A 22,694-nucleotide genomic window follows, 5' to 3' on the forward strand; every position below is an offset into this window, starting at 1 on the left:
TGATGACACGACAATGCAACCTGGCCGCTGCTCTCTCTAATCCAGAGACTGACGATAGTCGGCCAGCAGCGTGGGCAGGTAGTCATACCCATCGACCCCGATCTGCTTCAGGAAGCCACTGCGATAGTTAGCCAGGGTGTCTGTAAATCTGCCGGCACCCAGTTGGCCATAGAGAATGCTGACCACCCCTGCCGGTTGCCGCCAGTGCTCTGAATCGATCTGATGGAGCAGATACATGGCTAGACAGCCGGTGAAAATAGCCATGTCTAGGGTGTCCAGGCCGCGATAGGCACTGGCCATATAGGCATAATTCATGCCCTGAAGAAACTGATCGCCGATGTCGTGGGCCACCCGCAGTCCCTGCTCCAGAGACTCTAAAGCAGCATCATAGCGGCCCAGCATCACCTGGGCCATGCCCAAACTATTGGCGCAGAGGGCCTGACTAGGACGGTCGCCCAGCTGTTGGCCCAGGGCCAACCCCTGCTGTAAGTAGGTCAAGGTCGATTCATACTGCTGGGGCTGCAGGGACTGCTGCCGGGCTTGGCAGACTTGGCTATAGCCATAGTTGGCCAGGGCATTGGCTTCTCCCAGCCGATCGCCGGCTTGCCGGGCCATGATCAGGGCTCGCTGGCTGTCATCGATGGCCTGCTGAAATTGCTCTGCCATCACGGCGGTGCGGCTGAGGTGGTTGAGGTTGGCGATTTCGCAACGGGTATCGCCGGCTTGGCGGGCGCTATCGAGGGCGCGGTGATGGAACTGTTGCGCCACCGTATAGCGCCCTAAGGCCCGCTGGGAGTAGCCCAACAGCGTCAGGATACGGGCCTTGCCAGCGGTGTTGGGCTCCTGCTTCAGGGGTTGGTCCAGGTAATCTAACAGCACCTGCAGGGATTCCCCCGAGAGGGCGGCAAATAGCCCACCGTAGAGGGGAAAGTAGTCTTGCTGGGCAAATTGATAGAGCACCTGCAGGGTCATCTGAAAGCAGCCCTGCACCAGGTTGGACTGTCCCAGGTGCTGTAGGCGAGCCCGCAGCTGACTCCAGACCACGGCAAAGGTGAGGTAGGTGGCGATGGACAGGCGTTTGCCCGCCCTGGAATCGTAGGGCTGCTGATCAAACCAACTGACCAGGCCCAGTTGTAGCCGCTGCAATACCCAGGCCAGGGCCAACCAATCGCAGACGGACAAGGGGTGCGGGATGCCGGTTGCCGTGATGGTCTGATGCTGGGCCAGATCTGCGAAGATACTGTGCAGGGGGTGTTGCTTAATGACTTGAGCCCAGTGGGGCCAGGGACCTCGCTGCCGCTGATTGTCAAAGCCTAAGGAGGGTTGACTCTGGTCGTAGATCCAGCTGATGGCATGGCCCTGAAGCTGTTGCCAGGTGTCGAGGCCTCCCTGCAGGCCCCGAGCTAAGTCCTGCAGGGAGGGCGCGGCATCCTCCGGAGAAGCTGCCGTCTGCAACTGACGCCCCAATTGCCGCACCTGATCGCGGCTGAGGGGGTGGGGCTGATTGATATCTAGGGCTTGTAGCAGTCGTGGCAGCCGCTCTTGGGGCTCGGCACTGGTGAGGCGAGCTAGGGTTTGGCTGAGGATGGCTTGGACCTGATTGGCCTGTTGCCAGCGTTCCCATTCGCTCTGGAGGGTCTTGAGGGCCCGCTGTTGGCGGGTGGCTTTGGCTTGCTGTAGCTCATCGGGGTCAGTGGCTAGAACCTGTTCGATGGCATCAAAGCGGTCTTGCAGACAGCGCTCGAACAGTTCTCCGGTGCCGATCTCGACCTCGGATTGCAACCTCTGGTAAATCTGCTCCTTGGAACGCACTTGGCCCTTGAGGATGGCGGTGACGATGCCCTCGATCAAATCCTGATAGCGATTGCCCATAGACTTTAGCGTGGCTACCGCTTCAGCCTAGCAAAGGTGATCGGAAAATCTGGATCGGGGTGCAGTATCCCAAAGATGCGATCGCAACTATTTGCTCAGGGGCACTGACCTGGCCCAGCTGAAAGTCCGTCAGCAAGCCCAGTGGGGGGGCGTCTGCTAGGGGCGCCAGCGGATTGAGTTTATTAAATTAATCATCGAAACGGCCTGCCTACAGGCAACTATGGCAAGATCTAATAGTGAGGCACAGGATGACCATGCCCCCCTTAACCTGAGGCAATAGGCTATACCTCACCCAGACAGGAAATGCTGTAAAAACTAGCATGTCAGAGCGCCTAATCAGCCTCTGAGCCCAGACTTGCAGCCGAGTGATTGAGCATGGCGTCTAGCGGGTCCAGCCTCTGTCCCTAAACGACAGACGCTGGGTAGTAGATGATGACAGCCAATGCTAGAAGGAGGATGCGATGCGGCGTGACTACTCGATTCCGTTGTCGCTGCTATCAGTCCTGTTGTTGGCTGGGGCAGCCCCAGCCGAAGCGCCGCCGTCAGAGCTCCGCTCTACTAACGTGCGTCGGCTCCTGATCACCAACAGCTGCAGCCGCTGTGATCTAGCCGGCGTCGATTTAAGCGGCGCCCACCTGATTGGGGCCGATTTGCGAGAAGCAGATCTCACTGGCGCCAATCTCACCGGGGCCAATCTAGAAGGCGCCGACTTGACCGCCGCCAATCTCACCGGGGCCAATCTTACCGGCAGCTTTTTGACCAATGCCAGCCTGGTTCGGGCCGATCTGGACAACGCCAATTTAACCCAGGCCCAGCTCTACTACGTGAATGTCACTGGGGCATCGATGGAGAACCTCAATCTGGCTGAGGCCACGGTAGTAGGCACGCCTATTAGCATCGGCGGTAGCCTGGATCCCTCCCAGGCAAACACTGCTCCGACAGTCAGGCCCCACGAACTATGGGAGTTGGAGCCTCCCAGGGAACCGGGCGCCTTCCCCCACGACCTGCTAGATGTGCCGGTGCAGATCATGCCTCAGGTATAAGGAACCGCATCACCCGCCATGGGCAGGAGGGGCCAGGGCCTCGAAGCCGGAGATAATATCCAGCAGTTCGTCGGTAATGGTGTCTTGGCGCTGCTGCTGGAAGGTGGTTTTTAGCTCAGCTAGGCGCTCTTCGATGTTTTTCTCGGCAATTTGCATGGCGGCTAGGCGGCTGGCATTTTCGCTGGCGAGAGATTCAGCACAGGCGCGATAGAGACGAATAAACCCTTGTTGCTGAAACACGGCAGAAAAGAGGCGGTTGCTATCTAGGGTAATTTGGGGACGGCACCGGCACGGCCAGGGCTGTCGTTGCAATGTCTGTAGATAGAGGTAACTGAGGGGAAATAGCTGCACCAAGGTAGGGGTTGATTGGGTGCCTGCGGCAGGACGGTTATGAAAGACCCAGATATGATCTACCTGGCCGCTTTGCCGCCAGGACTCTAGTACAAGACAGCGGAAGTTTTATAACCATAGCGTGAGCGTCTTGCTCACGTCGCGGGCAAGATGCCCGCACTCTCAATGGTCGGCTTATTTATGCCATGCACTACTAGTTGCATCACGATTTGCTGCACTAGGGGAGTGATGCCAACAATAGAGCCCGGCACCGATAGGCATTCTTCTAGGGGGTGATGGGCCAGGCGTAGGGCGTCGGCCATGCGACTGCCAAAGACTAGTTGCGCCCTATCAAGAGCACGACCAACAGCAGCCATGGCCGTCCGCAATCTGGCCATATTATCCTCCTGGTTTTATCCATCTGACCACAGGGGGCTGTTGCTTACTCGGCCGTTGACTCGGGGGATGCCTGGGGCTCAATCTCTGCCGCTGACCGACTGGTCATCGTGTCTTCCAACTGGTGATCGTGATGACGTTGATTGGTCAGGGATTCCCGAGCTTCCGCCTGGATGGCGGCATCACTGAGATCAGTAAGCTCCTCTTCGCTGCGCTCCTGCATGGACTGTTGCAGATGGTGTTGTTTCTGCCGCTGTTGAGCCAAGTGTTGCCGCGCCGTATCTTGGGTATTCATCTCAATATTCCTTCATGTCTTTTAGAGCAAACCTGCGAGACTAGCTGCCGGGAAATAGGGACACTAACTTATCCCCGCCCCAAACATTGGGCCAATGCTTTGGGGGAGTGACTATCTCCTGAAACAGATCTCGCAGAGGTGATCCCTCCAGGTTTTACTCTAGATAGAGAAGTTGAGGATATTGTGAAGACTTCAGCTTCGATCTCTAGGGCGCTAGGGCAGACGCCAGACAGCATTAGGCAGACAGAGAATTCCTGATAACTGTAGCCTTGACGTTTAGTCAAAGCTGCGCTGTGTCGCCGCCGCTGCCTAAGATGACTCCTGGGCCTGGACGCGCTGTAGTCGATTTAAGATGCGATTGGCCAGATCTGCTGCCATCACAGGCTTACTGATGAAATCATCGACTCCGACCTGGAAGGCCTGTTGCTGGGTGGGAATATCTTCATGAACAGTCAGGATTAAAATTGGCAACTGCCGCCAGCGGTCATCGGCCCGAAGGACACGGCAAATCTCTAATCGATTGATCTGAGGCATTTCCACGTCCAGCACCAGCAGGCGGGGTCGCACGGCCTCTAGGGTCGGCAAGAGCTGGGTGGGATCGGCTAGGGTCGTCAGCTGAAATCCCCAGGGAGAAAGCACCGCTTGCAGCAGCTCTAAGACTTGGGAGTCATCGTCTAAGATGAGGACTTTGTGGGCTGCACCCGTTGTGTGTAAGCTTTCCTGGATGATTTCAAGGGCATGTTGAGGCGAGATCGATGGGAGGAGCAGTCGATCAGCTCCCCGTTGCACCATCTGCAGTCGTTGTTGAAAATCCTGGGTATCGGTGACCAGCAATGACGGGATGTGTTCGCCGTGATCGGTGAGGGCATCCAACAGGGTCATTCCAATGTCAAGGGTAGCTTGATCGATCCAGAGTAAGACCCCAGCGGGGAGCTGGGTTCGCAGTAAGGCCAGGGCTTGGCTAGGGGTAGCGACGACGGTACAGCGGAGGCCCATTGCCAAGGCTGCTGCAGACACCCGCTGGTTGAAGGGGGCAGTTGCGCCCACGACCCAAAGTTGGGGCGCACTTGCGATCGCAGCTGAGACCACCGCATGGCTAGAATCGCAGTTTAAATTCTGGCGCAGCCGCTGTACCAAGGTGTTGACCCGCGATGCCTGCTGTCTGCTACCTAAGATGCAGTCTAGTATCCTCTAACGTTTGATTAGTTATTAGTCGCTGGGGCTTATCCGCAGCCAGACTCAGGATGGCCTACGCTATATCTGGCCCGCAACCATCTCAAGTCTGATCACGATTGCGGCAGCCTGCCTTTTACCGTGTTGTTCTATGATTACCGACTGGCTTGATGTATCTCCCGCCCCCAACTATGTCCTGACCCGCTATATGTTGGAACCCATAGACGTTGTGCTGCAGCTGCAGAGCCCTCATTTTCCTGAGGAGTTGCAGGTGCAAGTCTGGACTAACTTACCCACTCGTTTCAATGGTGACGGGACTTGGTATGCCATCGAAATTCCTTACCTAGAGACTAGCCATGGCCACTACCGGTTTCAAGGCAGCCTACGCCCCACTAGCCCTGGTGATTTCGAGTTGACCTATCGGGTCAGCCACCGGGCCAATCCCGAGATGATGCAGTGGCTGGCTGGCCCCCGTGACAATGCTGTCCTGCGAGTGGCTCCGCCAGCCCCAGATCAAGAATGGACCCAACGGCCCAATCCCACCGAAATCATGCCCGGGGTATATGTGGGGAACTTTATGGCGGCTTCTCAGGCGGAAGCGCTTGGGTTCGATGCCGTCCTCAATATGGCAGAGGAGTTAAATCCTACCGTGGGCAATGGCATTGCCTATGGCAAATTAGCCTGCCGAGATGGTGCTGGCCACCCGATTCCAGAGGACCATTTGCAAGCGGCCGTAGCCTGGATTGAGCACCAGCTAGCTCAGGGCAAACAACGAGTCTTGGTCCATTGTCGGGCTGGTATTGGTCGTAGCGGGTCGGTTGGGGTGGCTTACTGCTTTTACAAACACCCCCAGTGGAGTTATGCCCAAGCCCTAGACTACGTCTGGAGCAAAAAGCCAGATGTGTATCCCCATCGCCAGTTGCAGGAGAGTCTAGAGCGATTATTTCCCCGCGCTGGTAGCCGCTCAAATAAATAAATTGCCCCCCTACTACGCCAAGACCTCAGCCACTCACGCCGTAGCCTATTACTAAGCAGTTTGCAGCCTTGATGAGGCGGCCTTGGCTTTAGCCTGAGCTGCCGCTGTAAAAGCCTGGGGCAGGGAAATGCTATCGGGCAGCTGACTGGTGGTGAAGAGGGCCCCCATGACACTGCCCATGATGCCGAGTACATAGACATCGCTGCCGGTCATATAGAGACCAGGGATGGGGGTTTTGACCCGGCTCCAAGCTCGGTGTTGGGGAGCAAACCGGTCGACAACCATGGGCAGGCCATACATCGCCCCTTGGGGGTGGGCCGTAAAGTGTTCATTAGTCAGGGGAGTAGACACTTCACAGTAGTCAACTAAGGCCGTAAAGCCGGGATAGTGACGCTCAATCAGAGCCAGCAGGGTATCGCGGATATGGGCCTTCAGCGCGGTGTAATGCTCATCCCGCTGCAACCAGGGCTGATCTCGCCAGGGCGCAAAGCTAGCATAGTCGGCTGAGGCGATCACCTCGGCGGTGTGGCGGCTGGCTTTAGGATCCTTCAGGGATGGAAAGGACAGGTAGACCTGCAGTGGTTCCTCGCCCTGCACCCAATGATGCTGGCGCCGATCAACGGCCTGGTGGTCAATCGTTTCATAGATCCAGTGATTTTCTCCCCGAAAGCCTAGCTGGCGCGGGTCACCTGCAAAACCGATATAGAGAGACACATGGGTAGCAGGGGGGTGGGCTTGATAAAACTGCTGCAGCTGCTCGCACTGGGGTCGAGCCTGGGCAGAGGGCATCAGCCGACAGTAGGTGTTGTAGGCTCCGGCGTTGGACACCACCACGGGGGCGTAATACTCCTCCATCGGTTGATCGCCGCCCTTTAGATGACGGACCCGGACCCCGGCAACAGCGCCCTGATCCATCAGAATTTCAGTGACCTCGCGGTGGAGCAGTATCTGGCCGCCGTGAGCCTCGACCACTGATTGCACACTGCGGGCAAGGGTGCCGGGGCCACCGACGGGGTAGTAGCCGCCCTGGAGATAATGACTGACAATGGTGGCATGGAGGGCGAAGGGGCTCTGCTCGGGAGAGACTCCGTAGTCCAACCACTGAGAAGCCAGTAACGCCTTCAGTTGGGGATCGTGAAAGTGGCGGTCTAGGTAGTCTTGGGTTGTGAGGCGCAGATCAATGCCATGCCAGAGTTTGGCCAGAGAAGCCAACCCTTTATAGAGTCGGGAGCCATTGTGCTGGGCAGCGTGGAGAAACAGAGCCGCGGCTCCTTTTTTGATGTCGTTGAAGTATCGGCGGATAGCCTGTTTTTCCTGGGGAAACCGGGCAATCAGGTCAGCCTGAAAGCGCTTGGGATCACCGTAGACATCGAAGGTTAGGTCTGGGTAGACGAATTTTTCGAAGGGGTCGGGCATTTTGGTCCACTGCACCTGGTATTGGGTAATCAGGTCAAATAGGTTGCGAGGACCAGTGCCTGCGGCCATTTGCCCGACATAGTGCAGTCCTGGATCCCATTGAAAGCCGCGGCGCTTGAAGCTGTGGGTATAACCTCCGGGGACGACGTGGCGCTCTAGAATCAGCACCCGCTTGTGGCGCAGTTGAGCCATGAGGCTGGCCACGGTTAGCGCCCCGATGCCGGAGCCAATCAGAATCAAGTCGTAGTCTTGGCGAGGACGGGTGGTCATGGCAAAAATCCTCAAGAGTAAAGGCGTGTGAGCGCAGCAACCTATAGCTGTCTGGATCCGACACAGGATGTTGTCGCTGTCAACATCAACCTAGCTCGATATGTTATCGCCGTCAACATGGAGTGCTAAAATCAGCATCAAAGCTGCTTCAGGCCTCCTTGCCCATGGCCAAATCTCGACCTAAGCGCACTTATCACCACGGAGATCTACAACAAGCGCTGATTGATGCCGCTTTGGGATTGATTGCGGAGAAACAGGATGTCCACACCCTATCTCTACGGGAAGTGGCCCGTCGGGTGGGGGTATCCCAGGCGGCTCCCTACCGTCACTTTGCCGATAAGGAAGCTCTCCTGGCTGCAGTCGCCGAGGAGGGATTTCATCAACTGTTGGTCGACTTGCAGGACAGTATGGTTACCCCGGCTGCAGATCCGTTGGCAGCCCTGCAGGCCAGTGGGGTCGCCTATGTGCAATTCGCCGTGTCTCATCCGGCCCATTATCGGGTCATGTTTGGGGCATTTCAGGTGGATAACGCTACCTATCCCGCCCTCCATGCCGTCGGCTGCCAGACCTTTGCGGTGCTGGTGGATGCGATCGCAACCGGTCAACAGGCCGGGCAGATCATCACTGGCGATCCTCAGACCCTAGCCAGGGTGGCCTGGTCCTTGGTGCATGGACTGGCCATGCTGGTGATTGACGGCCAGATTTCCCTAACCCAGGGGCAAGATATTGCAGCCCTGGCCAGCTTCACCACCCAATCGCTGATCCAGGGCATCCAGCGTTAAGGCTTTAGGTGTCCCCCGGCAGCTGGCTCATGGTGTCTAAATCCAGCACTTGGGCCAAATCCTCGGCAGACATCAATCCTCTTTCCAGCACCAGCTGCCGCAGTGACTTGCCGGTTTCCAGGGATTCCTTGGCAATGGCCGCGGCATTGAGATAGCCAATGTGAGGATTCAAGGCAGTTACCAAGGCTAGGCTGCCTTCGGCGTAGGCCAGACAACGCTCCCGATCGGCCTGGATCCCCTGCAGACAACGGTGATTCAAGGCCGCCAGGGTGTTGCCTAGGAGCTCAATGCTGTGGATCAAGTTGTAGGCAATCAGGGGCATCATCACGTTCAGTTCCAGTTGTCCAGCCTGGGCGGCCAAGGCGATGGCGCTGTCGTAGCCCATCACCTGAAAACAGACCATAGAGGTCATTTCCGCCATCACCGGGTTGTATTTGCCCGGCATGATCGAGGACCCCGGTTGCACCGGCGGCAGTTGAATCTCCTTCAGACCGGTCTTTGGCCCTGAGTCCAGCAGGCGCAGATCGTGGGAGATCTTAACGCAGTCCTGGGCCAGGTTGCGCAGGGCTCCAGACACCGCCACGAAGGGGGCCATACTCTGCATGGCGGCCATCAAGTGGGGGGCCGGTCGCAGCGGTTGATCGATGAACTCAGCCAAGCGGGCCACGACCCGTTGGCGATAGTGGGGATGGGTGTTGAGGCCGGTGCCGGCGGCACTGCCCCCCAACCCCAACAGGGTCAGGTCGCCACTGGCAGTCTCGATGCGAATCAGATGTTCACTCAAGATCTGGGCCCAGGCCCGAAAGGTGTCTCCCAATCGAACCGGCACGGCGTCCTGCAGGTGGGTGCGCCCCGATCGCACCACGGCTTGAAAGCCCTCGGCGTTGCGATCCAGGGTTGCGATCGCATCGGCCAGAGCCGGAAACAGCGTCCGCTCCAGGGCCAAGAGACCACCAATGCGAATCGCCGTGGGAATCACATCATTGGTAGATTGGCCATAGTTGACATGGTCATTGGGATTCAGCCGCTGATAATTTCCCTTCTGGTCGCCTAACAATTCCAGGGCGCGATTCGCCAGCACCTCATTCACATTCATATGATGAGAGGTACCTGCCCCGGCCTGATACACATCCACCACGAACTGGTCCCGCAGGGCCCCATTCAAGATCTCATCTGCCGCCTGCACGATGGCTTGGCTCAGGTCAGCCGGGATACAGCCCAAGTCTCCATTTACCATGGCCGCCGCCTTCTTGATCAGCACACAGGCATCGACATAGGCAGCTAGGGGGCGCAGACCGCTGATAGGAAAGTTTTCCAACGCCCGTAGAGTTTGGATGCCATAATAGGCCTCCGCTGGAAGCGATCGCACACCCATAGAATCCGTTTCCTGGCGCTGAGGCGACGACTCAACCATATCCATTCACAATCCATCCATGCACATCTCTGCAGCCAGGCTAATCTAGCCTACCCAACTGGTACATACATTACGAGTCTTGGGTCCAATAGGTCATAATATGACTCAGGGCCTGGGGCAGTCCCCTTCATCACCATCACCAAGCACATCAGGGGCATCGTTCAACCTTATCACCTCGAGATCTAGCGTGTTACTCGGAGAACACACCAGATCTCGAGCCGACCTTGGTATTGGTCTATGATGTCGCGATGGCATTGGTATGGCTGAAAAGTTTGATAACTCTGTGACAGCGGAATGGGATGCCTGGTACGGTCAAGGGAGTGCCCTGATGGCGGCAGGTCATTTCGACGGGGCAGTCGCTAAATTTGATCGGGTTTTAGCAAGGGATCCCGCCAATTATTATGCCTGGGTACTGCGGGGCCAAGCCCTCTGTGAATTGCAAGCCTACGACGCTTCCCTAGATAGCTTTCGAGTAGCCCTGCGGCTGCAGCCTAAGCAAGCTCTAGCTTGGCATGGTTGTGGTGTTGTCCAAGCCAAGCAGGGAAACTACCAGGCCGCCCTGCAGAGCTTTGATCATGCCCTAGATTTAGCCGAGGACGACCCAAAAGCCTGGTATAACCGAGGTAACGCCTTGCTACGGCTACATCGCTATGAAGAAGCCCTCTTCAGTTTCAACAAGGCCATCGACCATAAACCAGAAAGCCATCGGGCCTGGTACAACAAAGCCCTAGCCCTGGCCCATCTATACCGTTATCCCGAAGCCCTCGGCAGTCTCGATAGTGCCATTGCCCTAAAGCGCAACTGCCATTACGCCTGGACTTACAAAGGCCTAATTCTCAACAAGCTCCATCAATATGACCAGGCCTTGGGGTGTTTTGCCAAATCCCTCAAATACCGCAAGTCCAATCCTAATGCCTGGTATGGACAGGCCACCTCCTACGCTCTACGAGGCGACATTCCCCAAGCTGCCGATAGCCTGCGTCATGCCATTGACCAAAGTCCAAACCTCTACTCGGTCATGGTTCAAACCGATCCCAATTTCACCGCCGTGCTGCAGCAACCTGAAATTCAGTCAGTACTTCAGGCCTGACGCCATACAATAGCGCCATAGGACAGCAACAGGCAGCATTTCCTGGCAATGGCCCGTATCCCCCGACTCACCTTCGACCGTGGTACCCTGATTCTGCATCCACCGCCCCGGGGCAAAGGTTGGATCGACTATGCCCTGTGGGACGATCGCATCGAGCGCTTTCGCATCCCAGCCCACCAGTATCGTCCTTTGGTAGAAACCCTGCGTACCGAGGGGGTTTCCTTCGACGATGCCGTCCCTGGCTTCAAGGCACTCAATCTCCAGCCCCAAGTGGTGATGGCTCCCTACCCTCACCAGCAAGAAGCACTACAGGCCTGGACCCAGAGCGGCTGGCGTGGCGTGGTGGTCTTACCGACGGCTGCCGGCAAGACTTACTTGGCCCAACTGGCTATGCAAGCTACTCCTCGCAGCACCCTGATTACGGTGCCAACGCTGGACTTAATGCACCAGTGGTTCGCCCATCTAGAGTCCACATTTCCCGACGCCACCATCGGCCTCTTGGGAGGCGGATCAAAAGATCGTACCCCCATTCTAGTTGCCACCTACGACAGTGCTGCCATTCACGCTGAAACCCTGGGCAATTGCTATGGTCTCTTGATCTGCGATGAATGCCATCATCTACCCAGTGACTTTAATCGCGTCATCGCTGAATACGCCATTGCTCCCTATCGCCTGGGGCTAACGGCAACCCCCGACCGAGCCGATGGCCGCCATGCCGATCTCGATACCCTACTAGGTCCCGTGGTCTACCACCAAACAGCAGCAGCCCTATCTGGCCAAGCTCTAGCTCCCTATCAGATCATCCCCATCAAGGTAAAGCTATCACCCCAGGAGCGGCACCAGTACGATCAGTTAATTCAGCGGCGCAATCAATTTCTGCAAGAGGCCAATATTTGGCTCAATTCAGCCCAAGGATGGCAACGCTTTGTCCGCGCCAGCGCTCAATCAAGCGCAGGACGCCGAGCCATGCTCGCCCATCGACAGGCTAAAACCATGGCCCTGGGCACCGATGGTAAGTTGCGTATCCTAGCAGATCTGCTAACTCAGCACTATCCCGAGCGCTGCCTAATTTTCACCAACGATAATGCCACAGTCTATCGCATCTCCCAGGATTTCTTAATTCCGGCCATCACCCACCAAACTCCAGTCAAAGAACGCCACCAGATTCTTCAAGCTTTTCGTCAGGGCGACTATTCCACTCTAGTCGTTTCCCATGTCTTAAATGAAGGCGTCGATGTCCCCGAAGCTCGAATCGCGATCTTACTCTCGGGGTCCGGATCGACGCGGGAATATGTGCAGCGACTAGGTCGACTCCTACGGAGGGGCTCAGGTAATAAGTTGGCCCTGCTCTACGAAGTCATTGCTGAGGAAACCACTGAAGAAGCCATTGCTTTCCGCCGTCGTCGGACCACCTCAGGGGCAAAGGCAGCTCCCCAACAACTGGAACTGGTACCGCCTCCCTATCCTGAGCCCTCTGTCCCACCACCTCGAGCCGCTGAAGAGGCCACGGACTGGCCCGGCCCTAACTCTCGTCGAACGAACGAGGATAATTCCAACAGTTGATGCCCAATCCAGGCAAAATACTCTATAATTGAAAGGTTGTGAAATTTCAAGATTAATTGGGTCATGGCGGTTCCCAAGAAGAAAACCTCGAAATCCAAGCGGAACATGCGGCGCGCTCATTGGAACCGGGTAGCCGCATTGGAAGCACAAAAAGCACTTTCCCTAGGCAAATCCATTCTGACTGGTCGGTCTCAGGGTTTCATCTATCCCACCGATGATGACGACGAGGACGAAGATTAATCACCGGTAGATGTACACCAGCTAGCTTCCAATTCTGGGGCTCTGGTCCATACATTTACCCAGCAATCTGAACCAGTATCATAAGCATGACGATAGTCAGCCAAATGACTCCCCTAGGCCCAATGAACGGGTTAGGGGAGTTGGTTACTAAGTGGTCAAGGTCAAAGGCTTAGGGCATTCCGACGTATGCAACGTCGTCAACTTTGCTTGCAAAGCCTGAGTGAGTCGTTGCGCCGCTGCTTTCAGGGTTCCATGTTGGTGTGACGGTAGGTAATCACGAACCAATAAAGGCCGACCAAACTCTACAGTCACCTCACAGCCCCAAGAGGGCATTGCCTCACCATAACGCATACTGACCGGCACGATATGTATGCCCAAATCAGCTTGCAGAGACTCTGCCTGCAGGGCAAGCCGGGCTAATCCTGGCTTGAGGGGATGAACCTGCTCATCACGGAAGATCCCTCCCTCCGGGAAAATGACCAGGGGTTCTTGCTGTTGCAGAAGCTCAATACCGTGACGCAGGCTAGCAATGGTAGGGCGACTCACATTAATGGCAAATCCGCCTAATCGCCGGATAAACCATCCCTGAATTCCCCGTACTTCATCGGCAGTCACCATGAAGCGCAAATAACGGTTTTGGCCAGCCCGCCGGAAGGCATAGGGAACCAATAGGGCATCCCAGCGGGAGCGATGAGTCGGGGCCAAAATCACCGGTCCCTGCTGCGGCAAATTCTCTATGCCATGGATACGAATAGTTCCGAAGTAGGCAGGTAGTACCAGGCGATTGCCCAAGCAATAGACTAGTGGCGTCAGCCATGGAGAAAAGCGAGAGATCTGGGGCGTCATCGTGGCAAAGTCATGGGTATCGGGATGGATCATGGTAAATGCGGAAAGGTAGACCATGGCTCATACTCACAGTAATGCAGTGATAAACCTCGCCCCAAGTCCAGAATTAGAGAGTTACTCAGGGGAAACTCCAGCTCTTAAGCTGGAGTGAGTACAGACCTAGATGGCATGAATTAGAGCTGATGGTTTCACAGTAAGGGGAATGTCTCAGTTACATCGTCTACACAAGGACAGTTTTATGGCTGTCCCGACGGACAGATAAATAACCCTTATGCCTGCCGCCGCTGGCGAAACCAGTGGCTGAGTTGCCGTTGACAGGGCTCCGCTAAAATCCCGGCTAGAACCGGTAAGCGATGATTGGAACAGGCGCTGTCGGGTAAGTTGACCACCGAACGAATCGCGCCTGCCTTGGGATCACCAACTCCATAGACCAGTAATCCTAGGCGACTGAGAATAATGGCTCCGGCGCACATGGGACAGGGTTCTAGGGTAACGTAGAGGACACATTGCTCTAGATGCCAGGTTCCCAGGGCTTGCCCAGCCTGCCGCAGAGCTAAGATTTCGGCATGGGCAGTGGGATCAGCCGCCCGTTGACGATGATTGGCGGTAGCTGCCAAGCAAGTATCACCGGGACCTACAATCACCGCTCCCACGGGTATATCCCCGGCTGTCCCTGCCGTTGCCGCCAACGCTAGAGCCTGCTGCATCCAATGGCAGTGGGCTAGATAGGTGGCATCCTCTAGGACCGGTGAACTCTCAAACATCATGGTGTAAATTCTGCTCCAATTGCCAGAAGGCCAAGGCTACATAGGCTTGAGTCCACAACAGAGGGGTGGCGTCGCTGGAGACGTAGTGACCATCCTGTAGATAATAAAGTTCTGGGCATTTGTAACTGCCCTGCTCACAGGTGTCTGCCGTAATTTGCCCCAAAGCTCGATTAAAGTGATAGAGCTGCCGCTGATAGTCTTGGAGATTGCCAGTGGCTTGAAACCAGCGGCCAAAGATCACTGACAGCAGTGGATCAAACAAGCACCATTGAGCTTCTTCCCCCGGCGTTAGCCAGGCATCCCGTTGTGCCATGGTCTGGCTAAAGTCCCCCGTGCGCTGCTCTGGAGAGAATTTAGTCTTGTAGTCGGCACACCAGAAAGAATCTCCCAAATAACGCCGAATGCCATGGGCTCCTTGCAAGTTTTCGCACACCTCTGCCACAATCCGTCGGCCCATGGCACGGTTTACTATCGACAGGGGATAGATCAAAAACAGTAGGGCGGCATCGTAGCGGCGATATTGGGGTGGCGGTTGACGGCATTCGGCAGGTAGGATGATCTGAAGGGCCTGTTCTCCCTGTTGAATCAGGTGCTTCCAGGTAACTCGCTCAGAGGCAGATAAAGGCAGCCACCGGTAGAGTGCTTGCAGCCCAGCCAGCACAGCTCCGATACTAGACGCCTGAATTTTAGGGGTTTCTTCCCAATGGCCATGGTCCTCATCCTGCCAGTAGCGAATGGCCTGGAAATAGGGAATAAAGCGTCGTAGGGTAGCGATAACCTCAGGAGCTAGGGAGGTCAGCTGCTGCTGATACAGATGGCAGTAAAACCAGAGGAAATAGCCCAGGGCATCATTTTGAGCCTGGGGCCAGGGCTGGGGAAGTTCTTCCAGGGTAGTCCCGATGAATTTAACCGGGGGGCGCTCGTAGTGGTTATCGGGGCTGATACGACCATCGATAACGGCTTCGAAGCGGGATTTCTGTTTCATAAAATGAGTCATCAAGGTATCGGCAACCCGGTAGGCTGTCGCCTCGTCCCCTTGCTGCCCATGACTGTAGGCAATGTGTGCCGTATCACGCACCCAAACACAGTCGTAGCCAGTGTAGCGGGTTTGCTCGGTGACGACTGCAGCTGGAAATAGACCATTGTCTAGCTGGGGAACTTCAAAGGTTCCTTTGGTTTGCAGCCATTGCCTCAAGGCCTGCACCTCCGCCAGGGAATAGGTAGGGCGCAATCGCTGACGCACCTGCTGGTTATGTACAGCGATTCCATCTAGTGCCATAGGAGCTTGATTGAGCTCTGTTGAATAGCAGGGGCAGAGGCTAGCTTCAACGCCGTCTGGTAGATGAGCTGGATATCCTCCTGGGACCAGTGTCGGGGAGTTGGGCAGTGGTGAGCCATCACCAACCCCCATACTACGGCATAGCCGCTTCAGAGCAAGCCGCCAACATTGAGGCAGAACTGGCCCAATTACCGACTCCATTCCCCAGCTACCAACTGCAAATCACCATCGCGGCTCAACTCTACACCATTGACATCTGGCAGCTTTGTTTTCGCCTTTGCTTCATAGGGTACGACCAAGCCGGGGGAACAGCCCAAGTAAATACGGCCCTATTTGATGAAACCGGCGATATCGATTGGTTGCAGCTAGATGAGGCCACCCAATATATTGTCAGTGAAGCCCTAAGAGACGTTGATGCCAAAGTCAGCCTCGGCACAGGCACCGTCGAGCACTAATAGTCGAGCACTAATAATAGTCCACCTTGGGTTTGGGGTCTGCTGTAGAAAAGTTAGATGGATCATGGAGATAGCGGACCACATCCTCTTCCAATCGGTGGATTAAATAGGGTTCTAAGGCATCAGCATGACGCAGGGCTGCTAAGTATCCTTCCAGATAGAGACGTAGCTCATCGAGTCGATAGCCTCGATCCCAGTTTTCCGTGAGGGCATCGGTGATGCGTTGGTAGTAGCGAATCGCTCTGACATCTTGCAACATAATTGACTATACGAACTCCGCCGAAACGTCACCAGGTGTATCTTTCAAGGTACGAGACCCAACTCGGGAGATGGCCTCTCTCTCCCTTAGAATTCACAGAGTTTGTTACAAAGCTCCGATCTTAGATACATTCCTTAATCACTTTAACCCTTCTGGCCTGGGCTAGGGGGAACCGGCAGGGCCGATTACGGGTGGGCTATACTTTATCTCCCTGCACCACTAACACTGCACGTCGGCAGCGATGCAACACGTAGTTACTGACACTGCCCAGCAAAATTTCCTGCAAGCCTGTATGCCCTCGACGACCGACCACAATCAGATCGGCATTCCAGTCTTCGGCCGCCGCACAAATTTGGGGACCCGCTTCACCGACATACCAATCCCAATCCACGTCCAGTGTCATATCTTTGGCGGTTTGGGCATAGCCATTCAGCCATTGGCGGGTGGCTTCCATGCCCTCTTCGATGTGGGTCTGGGCTAGGCTCAGAAATTCTCCCAGATTGGCCCCGTAGCGATCACCAAAGTCTTGGTGGGGTTTGGGCAGGGTAAAGCAATGGATCAGCATCAGCTTTGCCCCCTGTTGTTTAGCTAAGGTGCTGGCACAGGTAAATACCTTGTCAGAGAGGGGAGAACTGTCTAAAGCAACCAAAATTTTGTGGTAAGCAGCCATGATGTCTGTCCTTACTGTTGGTTGGGAAGTATTTGCCATAGGCCCGTAGCGCATTGCCAATGGCGGCCCTGCCAACCGCTTTCATCTTTAGCTTTCCCTAGCCAACGGCAGCAATACCAATACTGTAATCTTTTGTTGCCAGGGGCGATCACTCATGCCCCTATCTTCTGAGAGAAGAGTAGCTGTTGCTTGGGATATGATCATAGCCATGGTCAACAAGGCCCCTGACTGTGAGTGGCATCCGCATCAGCTACGCTAGCAGTGATCGGCCCTGGGCAGATTGGATTGCCTGGGTACTGCAGGAAAATGGCTACCCCACGACAGCGCAAGTTCTAGATAGCCAGTTGGAGGGAAGTCCTGTTGGCCGATTTCAGCAGACCCTTGAGTCAGCTGATATTTTTCTCGTGGTGCTATCAACCCACTATGTTACTGTTGCCAGTACTCAGCCAGACTGGCCACCATTTCCTCGGCAAGCTCCGACTCTAACCGCCTGGAAGACTGTGCCAGTTCGCGTGGATACCTGTCAGGTTCCCTCCCATTGGCAGGGGCATACTCAAGTCGACCTCGTTGGCCAATCGGAGTCTGAGGCTGAACGGACTCTGTTGGGGGCAATTGAAGCCAGATCTGTCTCTGCTGGGAGTGGACAGGGGCCAATTAACGACGGCGCCCTCATGGCTCGCCGTCGCTCGGCAACCGTCTATGGCTATCAGGAGCCCCTGAACGATACTCTCACTATTGCGATGATGCAGATTCCCCCAGGCCAGTTTCTGATGGGGTCGCCGCCCCGGGAGCTGGAGCGTATGGAACGGGAGGGGCCTCAGTGTGAGATCAGCCTGCCTAGATTCTTCATGGGTAAATACCCTATCACTCAGAGCCAGTGGCGGTTCGTGGTAGAGTTGCCGTTGGTGAATCGGCAGCTGCCACCACAGCCATCTGCTTTTACCGGAGACACTCTTCCCGTGGAGCATGTGTCTTGGTATGAGGCTGTGGAGTTTTGCGATCGCATCAGTCGTCACACAGGGCGCTCGTACCGGCTGCCCACTGAATCCGAATGGGAATATGCTTGCCGAGCTGGCACTACCACACCGTTTCACTTCGGCCAGACCATCACCACAGATGTGGCAAATTACCGGGGCACCAAGGCCTATGACCGTGGCCCCTTAGGAAACTATCGGCAGACCACAACCCCGGTCGATCACTTTGACATTGCCAATACCTTTGGGCTTTGCGAGATGCATGGCAATGTCTGGGAGTGGTGCCAAGACCCATGGCATCAGGACTATGGTAGCGGCATGACTCAACAACAGGTTCAAGGCAATGTTCAAGCTAACCAAGCCACCCATCGCGTAGTGCGAGGAGGCTCTTGGTATAGCACCCCTGAACGCTGCCGTGCGGCTAGTCGATTCCATTTTCGCGACAGCAGCAGTCACCACGATGTCGGCTTTCGGGTAATCTGTGCCCTAAACCAGCAGCCAAACTGACGCCGCAATCTATCAAGCAGATGGCTTAGTGACGTCGTGATTATGCCGATCAACTCGATAACTGTCACAGGGTATATCGACTGACTGGGCCTGACGCTTTTATGGTGGACGTAGTCAGTCGTCAGAGGCTCTTTTCTATTGTTAGAATCCGGAATCGAATAGTGTAACGGTGTAGCCAGAACTAGGCTAGCGAAAGATTTCAGCAGTCACTCTGTATCACTGATATCAAGGAGGTTGAATATATGGAAAGCATTGACAGGAAACATTTTTGGATACGTTTCCCAATCAAAAGCCTGCCAGGATTATCGCCAGTTAGAGGAGGACGAGCCCATCTCAATTCTTCATGGAGAGAGGCAATCCGAGGGTTTTAGGAGAGGGCCTTCTAGGGCTCTCGCATTGTCTTGATCGGGAGTTCCCAGAAGATTCTGATACCATAACATTAACTATTTACTAATTACTTATCAGTAAGCTTAAAGACAACATAGTTTTAACCACTTATCATTGATTTCATACTGATATATCTAAGAACCAATCTACCGAGGTTGCAGTGCGCTAGGCTGGTCGATTCAGTTGCTGGAACTCTTCGCAAGGGGACTGTGCCACTTCAGTCCGCCATGCTTGCCAATAGACTCCCATACGAGCGCTAAAGGCCTTGGGCTTTTCGGCGTAGAGGCGCTGGCCCAAGAAGTGGGCCTGGTTCTGCAATTCCAGCTGCCGCAGTTGGATCAAGGCCAGTAGCATGCCCAATTGCTCATCGTCGGCAAATGCCTCTGGATCATCCACAATAAAGGCCCGCAGCACGGCTAAATCGTGATCATCACCCAGCAGATCAGAGAGGTCCTTCGCCTGATCTTTCATCACCTTCAGCGTTTCGGGCCACGTGGGGGATAGAATCCGCAGGTGATACCAGAGATATTTCACCCGCTTGCGCCATTCATGCAAGTGCTCTGGCGTCGAGTGTTCGCAGGTCTGAAAGAAATCCTGATGCCCTCGCTTGTAGACTCGCTGCAGTCCACCTCGGAGAGTCTCCCACTCGTCTTGCATGTCCCAAGCTTGAATCCGCGCCTGGGCCAGTTTCAGGTCAGATACGATGGCCGCGATCTCTTGCTGCTTAGGCCCCTCAGATTTTTGTGTGGCTTCGTAAGCATCAACCAGGACCTGACGAATCCCCTCAAATTGGTCGGAGACAATGGAGTCTTGATAGTGGTCTATCAGGTTATCTAAGGTTTCGATGCGCACCTCGGCATCTCGCAGATCAGATAATTCACGGCCAGCGTCGCGGAAGAAAATATTTTCTCGCTTGTAGGCCACTTGACCCACCTCATCCCGCACCAACCGCACCAGGGCTCGCAGTTTTTTGAAGTGTTTCCGCGCGCTATGAATCGCTTCGGCCCGATCGGCCTCGATCTCATGGGTGAGTCTGTGAATGGACGACTCAATTTGTTCGTCAGCGATGCGCTTAATCCCGGTAGGGATTGACTCCTGTGCCTTGAATCGATATGCCATTCAACCGTTGGATATCCTCGTACCTTAGCGCTCGTACCTTAGCGATGGTTATACCCAACAAAGCTTAAACATTCAAAAATCGATGGCCATCCATCACGGGACATATTTGTATGACAGCGTTTTCTGTCTCACTTGTATGTTGGTGTCAGCGGCTCCATTGAGACACCTTTGAGACTCTAGCAGACTTTTGCCACGGTCTCTTGCGTCAAGACCAAGGCTATGGGGCTATACTGCGGTCACCTAATCACTCCAATCAGCGCCGTCGGGAATATTCGAGGGCAGGCCATAGGCGTCTGCTGCCTGGGCGGGTTCGATCCAAATTTGGGTTCTCAGGGGACCATAGCGTTGGCGCAGGGCCGCCTCGGCTCGTTCTTCTACTTGATCAGCCATATCAATGAATTCGGGATGGACAGCCAGATGTAGCTGGATCCAGACTTGACGGCCTACCATGCCCCGGGAGCGAATGCGGACACAGCGGGTCACGCCTTCCACTTGGGCAACGGTCTGGGCAATGGCCTCGGGGGCAATGGCGGTGGGGCGCAGCAACATGGGCAGTTGGGCATTCAACACCCGCCACAGGCTGCGCACGGCTAGGCCAGTGAAGACCAAGGCTAACATCGGGTCTACCCAGGCCTGCTGTTGCCAGATGGCGGCCAATCCTGCCACCATGACCAGGCTCAGCCAACCGTCCTGGAGGCTGTGTTGGGTGGTCAGGCCTAGGGCGAGGCTATGGAGGGAGCGGGCATGGTGGCTGCCATAGAGGGCCAGGGTGAGGCTGAGCAACACCAGCACGGCCATGAGCTGCAGCACCGGTAGATCGATCTGGACGGGGAAAGACTGGCTGCCCTGTTGCAGGGCTTGGTAGAGTTGGCGTAGAGCCACCCAGACTAGGCTGAAGCCGGTGAAGCCCAGAAAGGCAGTCAGGATCAGGGTGCCAGCCACTTCGCCGCGGCCATGGCCCCAGATTTCTCGGCCCAAGGGGCGCTGGGGAGATGCGATCGCAACTAGACTGAGCAGGGTACTGAAGCTATCGATCAAGGTATGAAGGGAGTCAGCCAGCAGCAGCAGAGACTGACTAGCCCAGCCAGCACCGACCTCAATCACCAACACCAGCAAGTTTGCCCACAGGATAGTCACCAGTAGGCGATAGCTAATGCGACGCGAATCGGCCTCCTTGCTCATGCCCCTCGGCAACGCTGTGGGTCAATACTACTGCACGCCCACCGCCCCCTACGAAGTGAACCGCTGATAGCTTTTCTGCATTGGGCGCGGCAACCACGGCCCTACCCTATTCCCTTTTCCGTTCTCCGCTCTCCCTTCGACTACGTTGCTCCTACGGAGCCGCTTCGCGAACAGGGCAAGCCGTTCTCCGTTTTCCTTTTCCCCATCACCTCTTCCCTCTTCCCTCTTCCCTCTTCCCTCTTCCCTCCTCCCCATCACTCCATCCTCCATCCCAGATAATAGGGAAGGGAGCAAGGAGACTCGCTTGTGGCGTCGGATATTCAGTTAATAGTTCTCGATATCGATGGCACCTTGGCTGGAGCCAATAATCAGGTATCCAAGCCTGTCAAACAGGCCTTGGCAGCGGCTCAGCAACAGGGTATTGCCGTAGCCATTGCCACGGGTCGCATGTACTGTGCTGCCGTACGCTTTCACCAGGCTATTGCCTCCTCTCTACCACTGTTGGCCTACCAAGGGGCCTTGATCAAGGATCCTCGCGGTGGTCGGGTCTACCGCCACAGTCCCTTACCCCGGAACCTAGCCCTGACCCTATTGGACGAACTGGCCCCCTGGGAAACCCAACAGGCCATATCCATCCATCTCTACATCGACGACCAATTGCACGTCCGCCAGATTCTCAGCGAAACCGAAGCCTATGCTGCCCGTTCTGGTATCCAACCTCTGGCCGTAGGAGACTTGAAGCAACTGCTGCTGCAACGGCCCCAATTGCAGACCACCAAACTCCTGGCCCAGAGCCCCAATCCCATCACTGTCTCCCAGCTGCTCGCTGCCCTGCGACCTCGCTATGCCACCAACGCCCTCTACCTGACCCAATCGGTGCAGACCTTCTTGGAAGCTACCAGCCCCATGGCTAATAAAGGGGCAGCAGTGCGGTACTTAGCCGAAACCCTATTGCAGCTACGGCCTCAGCAGGTGATGGCCATCGGTGATAATTTCAATGATTTAGAGATGATTCAGTATGCTGGCATCGGCATTGCCATGGCTGATGCTCCCTTGGTGGTGCAGCAACAGGCTGACTGGGTTGCCCCCAGCGTCGAAGCCGATGGCGTAGCGACTGCCATCGAGCACTTCTTGCTAACTTAGAATGACTGACTTAGGGGTAGGAATGCGGTCGGGCCTGAGCCGGCGTTTTGAAGCGCGTTGATTAAAATCTGCGTTTAAACGTCAGAAAGGGCACCGACGACTGGCCGTGTTTCGTCTCGATGCCCTTGCTGGTTCGCTCCTCACACACAACTCAAGTATAGGCAATGGCAATGGGTTTGTCACCCCCTCGGTGGCGAAGGAATCGTTAAATAATCCTTATTTTCTCTATTAGCCTCCCTAACGACC

Annotated in this window: 21 protein-coding genes and 2 pseudogenes; 9 read left to right on the top strand and 14 right to left on the bottom strand. The window is 55.6% G+C overall.

What is annotated here, in order from left to right:
* Window positions 1-36: 36 nt before the first annotated feature.
* Window positions 37-1,872 carry a tetratricopeptide repeat protein gene (locus XM38_RS13835; protein ID WP_080808011.1) on the bottom strand — a complete coding sequence of 612 codons (1,836 nt, stop codon included), beginning with the start codon at window positions 1,870-1,872 and terminating at the stop codon, window positions 37-39.
* A gap of 461 nt (window positions 1,873-2,333) precedes the next feature.
* On the opposite strand from XM38_RS13835, the pseudogene XM38_RS13840 reads away from it, so the two are divergent.
* Window positions 2,334-2,777: pseudogene (locus XM38_RS13840) on the top strand (pentapeptide repeat-containing protein); the annotation flags it as partial.
* A gap of 147 nt (window positions 2,778-2,924) precedes the next feature.
* On the opposite strand, the pseudogene XM38_RS13845 reads toward XM38_RS13840, so the two are convergent.
* From XM38_RS13845 to XM38_RS13860, 4 genes and pseudogenes are all read right to left on the bottom strand, one after another.
* Window positions 2,925-3,329: pseudogene (locus XM38_RS13845) on the bottom strand (F0F1 ATP synthase subunit gamma); the annotation flags it as partial.
* A gap of 71 nt (window positions 3,330-3,400) precedes the next feature.
* Window positions 3,401-3,643, bottom strand: coding sequence for a hypothetical protein (locus XM38_RS13850; protein ID WP_088430166.1), 243 nt, complete (start codon window positions 3,641-3,643; stop codon window positions 3,401-3,403).
* A gap of 44 nt (window positions 3,644-3,687) precedes the next feature.
* A complete protein-coding gene (locus XM38_RS13855) occupies window positions 3,688-3,936 on the bottom strand; it encodes a hypothetical protein (RefSeq protein WP_080808000.1) in 249 nt (82 codons plus the stop codon).
* 309 nt (window positions 3,937-4,245) lie between these two features.
* Complete coding sequence (locus tag XM38_RS13860; RefSeq protein WP_080807998.1) at window positions 4,246-5,073, bottom strand: response regulator; 828 nt, start codon at window positions 5,071-5,073, stop codon at window positions 4,246-4,248.
* Window positions 5,074-5,260: 187 nt separating this feature from the next.
* Between XM38_RS13860 and XM38_RS13865 the strand changes: the two genes are divergently transcribed.
* Window positions 5,261-6,085, top strand: a complete 825-nt coding sequence (locus XM38_RS13865; protein WP_202978894.1) for a dual specificity protein phosphatase family protein — start codon at window positions 5,261-5,263, stop codon at window positions 6,083-6,085.
* 51 nt (window positions 6,086-6,136) lie between these two features.
* On the opposite strand, the gene XM38_RS13870 is transcribed toward XM38_RS13865, so the two are convergent.
* Entirely contained in the window at window positions 6,137-7,771 is a 1,635-nt protein-coding gene (locus XM38_RS13870) for a phytoene desaturase family protein (RefSeq protein WP_080807996.1), read from the bottom strand.
* 164 nt (window positions 7,772-7,935) lie between these two features.
* Here XM38_RS13870 and XM38_RS13875 point away from each other — a divergent pair, with 164 nt between their 5' ends.
* Window positions 7,936-8,553 (top strand): TetR/AcrR family transcriptional regulator, encoded by a 618-nt coding sequence (locus tag XM38_RS13875; protein ID WP_080807994.1) that lies wholly within the window; start codon window positions 7,936-7,938, stop codon window positions 8,551-8,553.
* A 4-nt stretch (window positions 8,554-8,557) separates the two neighbouring features.
* On the opposite strand, the gene XM38_RS13880 is transcribed toward XM38_RS13875, so the two are convergent.
* Window positions 8,558-9,967: an aspartate ammonia-lyase gene (locus tag XM38_RS13880; protein WP_187329407.1), complete on the bottom strand. Its 1,410-nt coding sequence runs from the start codon at window positions 9,965-9,967 to the stop codon at window positions 8,558-8,560.
* Window positions 9,968-10,226: 259 nt separating this feature from the next.
* On the opposite strand from XM38_RS13880, the gene XM38_RS13885 reads away from it, so the two are divergent.
* From XM38_RS13885 to rpmF, 3 genes are all read left to right on the top strand, one after another.
* Window positions 10,227-11,057: a tetratricopeptide repeat protein gene (locus XM38_RS13885; protein WP_088430170.1), complete on the top strand. Its 831-nt coding sequence runs from the start codon at window positions 10,227-10,229 to the stop codon at window positions 11,055-11,057.
* A 48-nt stretch (window positions 11,058-11,105) separates the two neighbouring features.
* Window positions 11,106-12,620 carry a DEAD/DEAH box helicase gene (locus tag XM38_RS13890; RefSeq protein WP_088430172.1) on the top strand — a complete coding sequence of 505 codons (1,515 nt, stop codon included), beginning with the start codon at window positions 11,106-11,108 and terminating at the stop codon, window positions 12,618-12,620.
* A gap of 63 nt (window positions 12,621-12,683) precedes the next feature.
* A complete protein-coding gene (gene rpmF / locus XM38_RS13895) occupies window positions 12,684-12,860 on the top strand; it encodes a 50S ribosomal protein L32 (protein ID WP_080807984.1) in 177 nt (58 codons plus the stop codon).
* Window positions 12,861-13,007: 147 nt separating this feature from the next.
* Here rpmF and XM38_RS13900 read toward each other — a convergent pair whose 3' ends face one another.
* The 3 genes from XM38_RS13900 to XM38_RS13910 all read right to left on the bottom strand — a co-directional run bounded on the left by XM38_RS13900 (window position 13,008) and on the right by XM38_RS13910 (window position 15,752).
* Window positions 13,008-13,763 (bottom strand): lysophospholipid acyltransferase family protein, encoded by a 756-nt coding sequence (locus XM38_RS13900; protein WP_080807981.1) that lies wholly within the window; start codon window positions 13,761-13,763, stop codon window positions 13,008-13,010.
* A 212-nt stretch (window positions 13,764-13,975) separates the two neighbouring features.
* Window positions 13,976-14,473: a tRNA adenosine(34) deaminase TadA gene (tadA, locus tag XM38_RS13905; RefSeq protein WP_080807978.1), complete on the bottom strand. Its 498-nt coding sequence runs from the start codon at window positions 14,471-14,473 to the stop codon at window positions 13,976-13,978.
* Entirely contained in the window at window positions 14,463-15,752 is a 1,290-nt protein-coding gene (locus tag XM38_RS13910; protein WP_080807975.1) for a glycoside hydrolase family 15 protein, read from the bottom strand. Before XM38_RS13910 ends, tadA begins: the two co-directional genes overlap by 11 nt.
* 110 nt (window positions 15,753-15,862) lie before the next feature.
* Between XM38_RS13910 and XM38_RS13915 the strand changes: the two genes are divergently transcribed.
* Entirely contained in the window at window positions 15,863-16,207 is a 345-nt protein-coding gene (locus tag XM38_RS13915; protein ID WP_187329408.1) for a hypothetical protein, read from the top strand.
* Between the two features lie 10 nt (window positions 16,208-16,217).
* On the opposite strand, the gene XM38_RS13920 is transcribed toward XM38_RS13915, so the two are convergent.
* Both XM38_RS13920 and XM38_RS13925 read right to left on the bottom strand, forming a co-directional pair.
* Window positions 16,218-16,466, bottom strand: a complete 249-nt coding sequence (locus XM38_RS13920) for a DUF6761 family protein (protein WP_080807970.1) — start codon at window positions 16,464-16,466, stop codon at window positions 16,218-16,220.
* Between the two features lie 196 nt (window positions 16,467-16,662).
* Entirely contained in the window at window positions 16,663-17,136 is a 474-nt protein-coding gene (locus XM38_RS13925; RefSeq protein ID WP_187329409.1) for a universal stress protein, read from the bottom strand.
* Window positions 17,137-17,366: 230 nt separating this feature from the next.
* Between XM38_RS13925 and XM38_RS13930 the strand changes: the two genes are divergently transcribed.
* A complete protein-coding gene (locus tag XM38_RS13930; RefSeq protein ID WP_088430174.1) occupies window positions 17,367-18,617 on the top strand; it encodes an SUMF1/EgtB/PvdO family nonheme iron enzyme in 1,251 nt (416 codons plus the stop codon).
* A 552-nt stretch (window positions 18,618-19,169) separates the two neighbouring features.
* Here the strand turns inward: XM38_RS13930 and XM38_RS13935 are convergent.
* Together XM38_RS13935 and XM38_RS13940 are read right to left on the bottom strand one after the other, a co-directional pair.
* On the bottom strand, window positions 19,170-20,123 hold the full coding sequence (locus tag XM38_RS13935) for a CHAD domain-containing protein (protein WP_088430176.1): 954 nt from the start codon (window positions 20,121-20,123) through the stop codon (window positions 19,170-19,172).
* A gap of 240 nt (window positions 20,124-20,363) precedes the next feature.
* Complete coding sequence (locus XM38_RS13940; RefSeq protein ID WP_088430178.1) at window positions 20,364-21,305, bottom strand: cation diffusion facilitator family transporter; 942 nt, start codon at window positions 21,303-21,305, stop codon at window positions 20,364-20,366.
* 306 nt (window positions 21,306-21,611) lie between these two features.
* On the opposite strand from XM38_RS13940, the gene XM38_RS13950 reads away from it, so the two are divergent.
* Window positions 21,612-22,448, top strand: coding sequence for a Cof-type HAD-IIB family hydrolase (locus XM38_RS13950; protein WP_080807953.1), 837 nt, complete (start codon window positions 21,612-21,614; stop codon window positions 22,446-22,448).
* Window positions 22,449-22,694: the final 246 nt, after the last annotated feature.

Source organism: Halomicronema hongdechloris C2206, from assembly GCF_002075285.3.
Lineage (GTDB): Bacteria > Cyanobacteriota > Cyanobacteriia > Phormidesmidales > Phormidesmidaceae > Halomicronema_B > Halomicronema_B hongdechloris.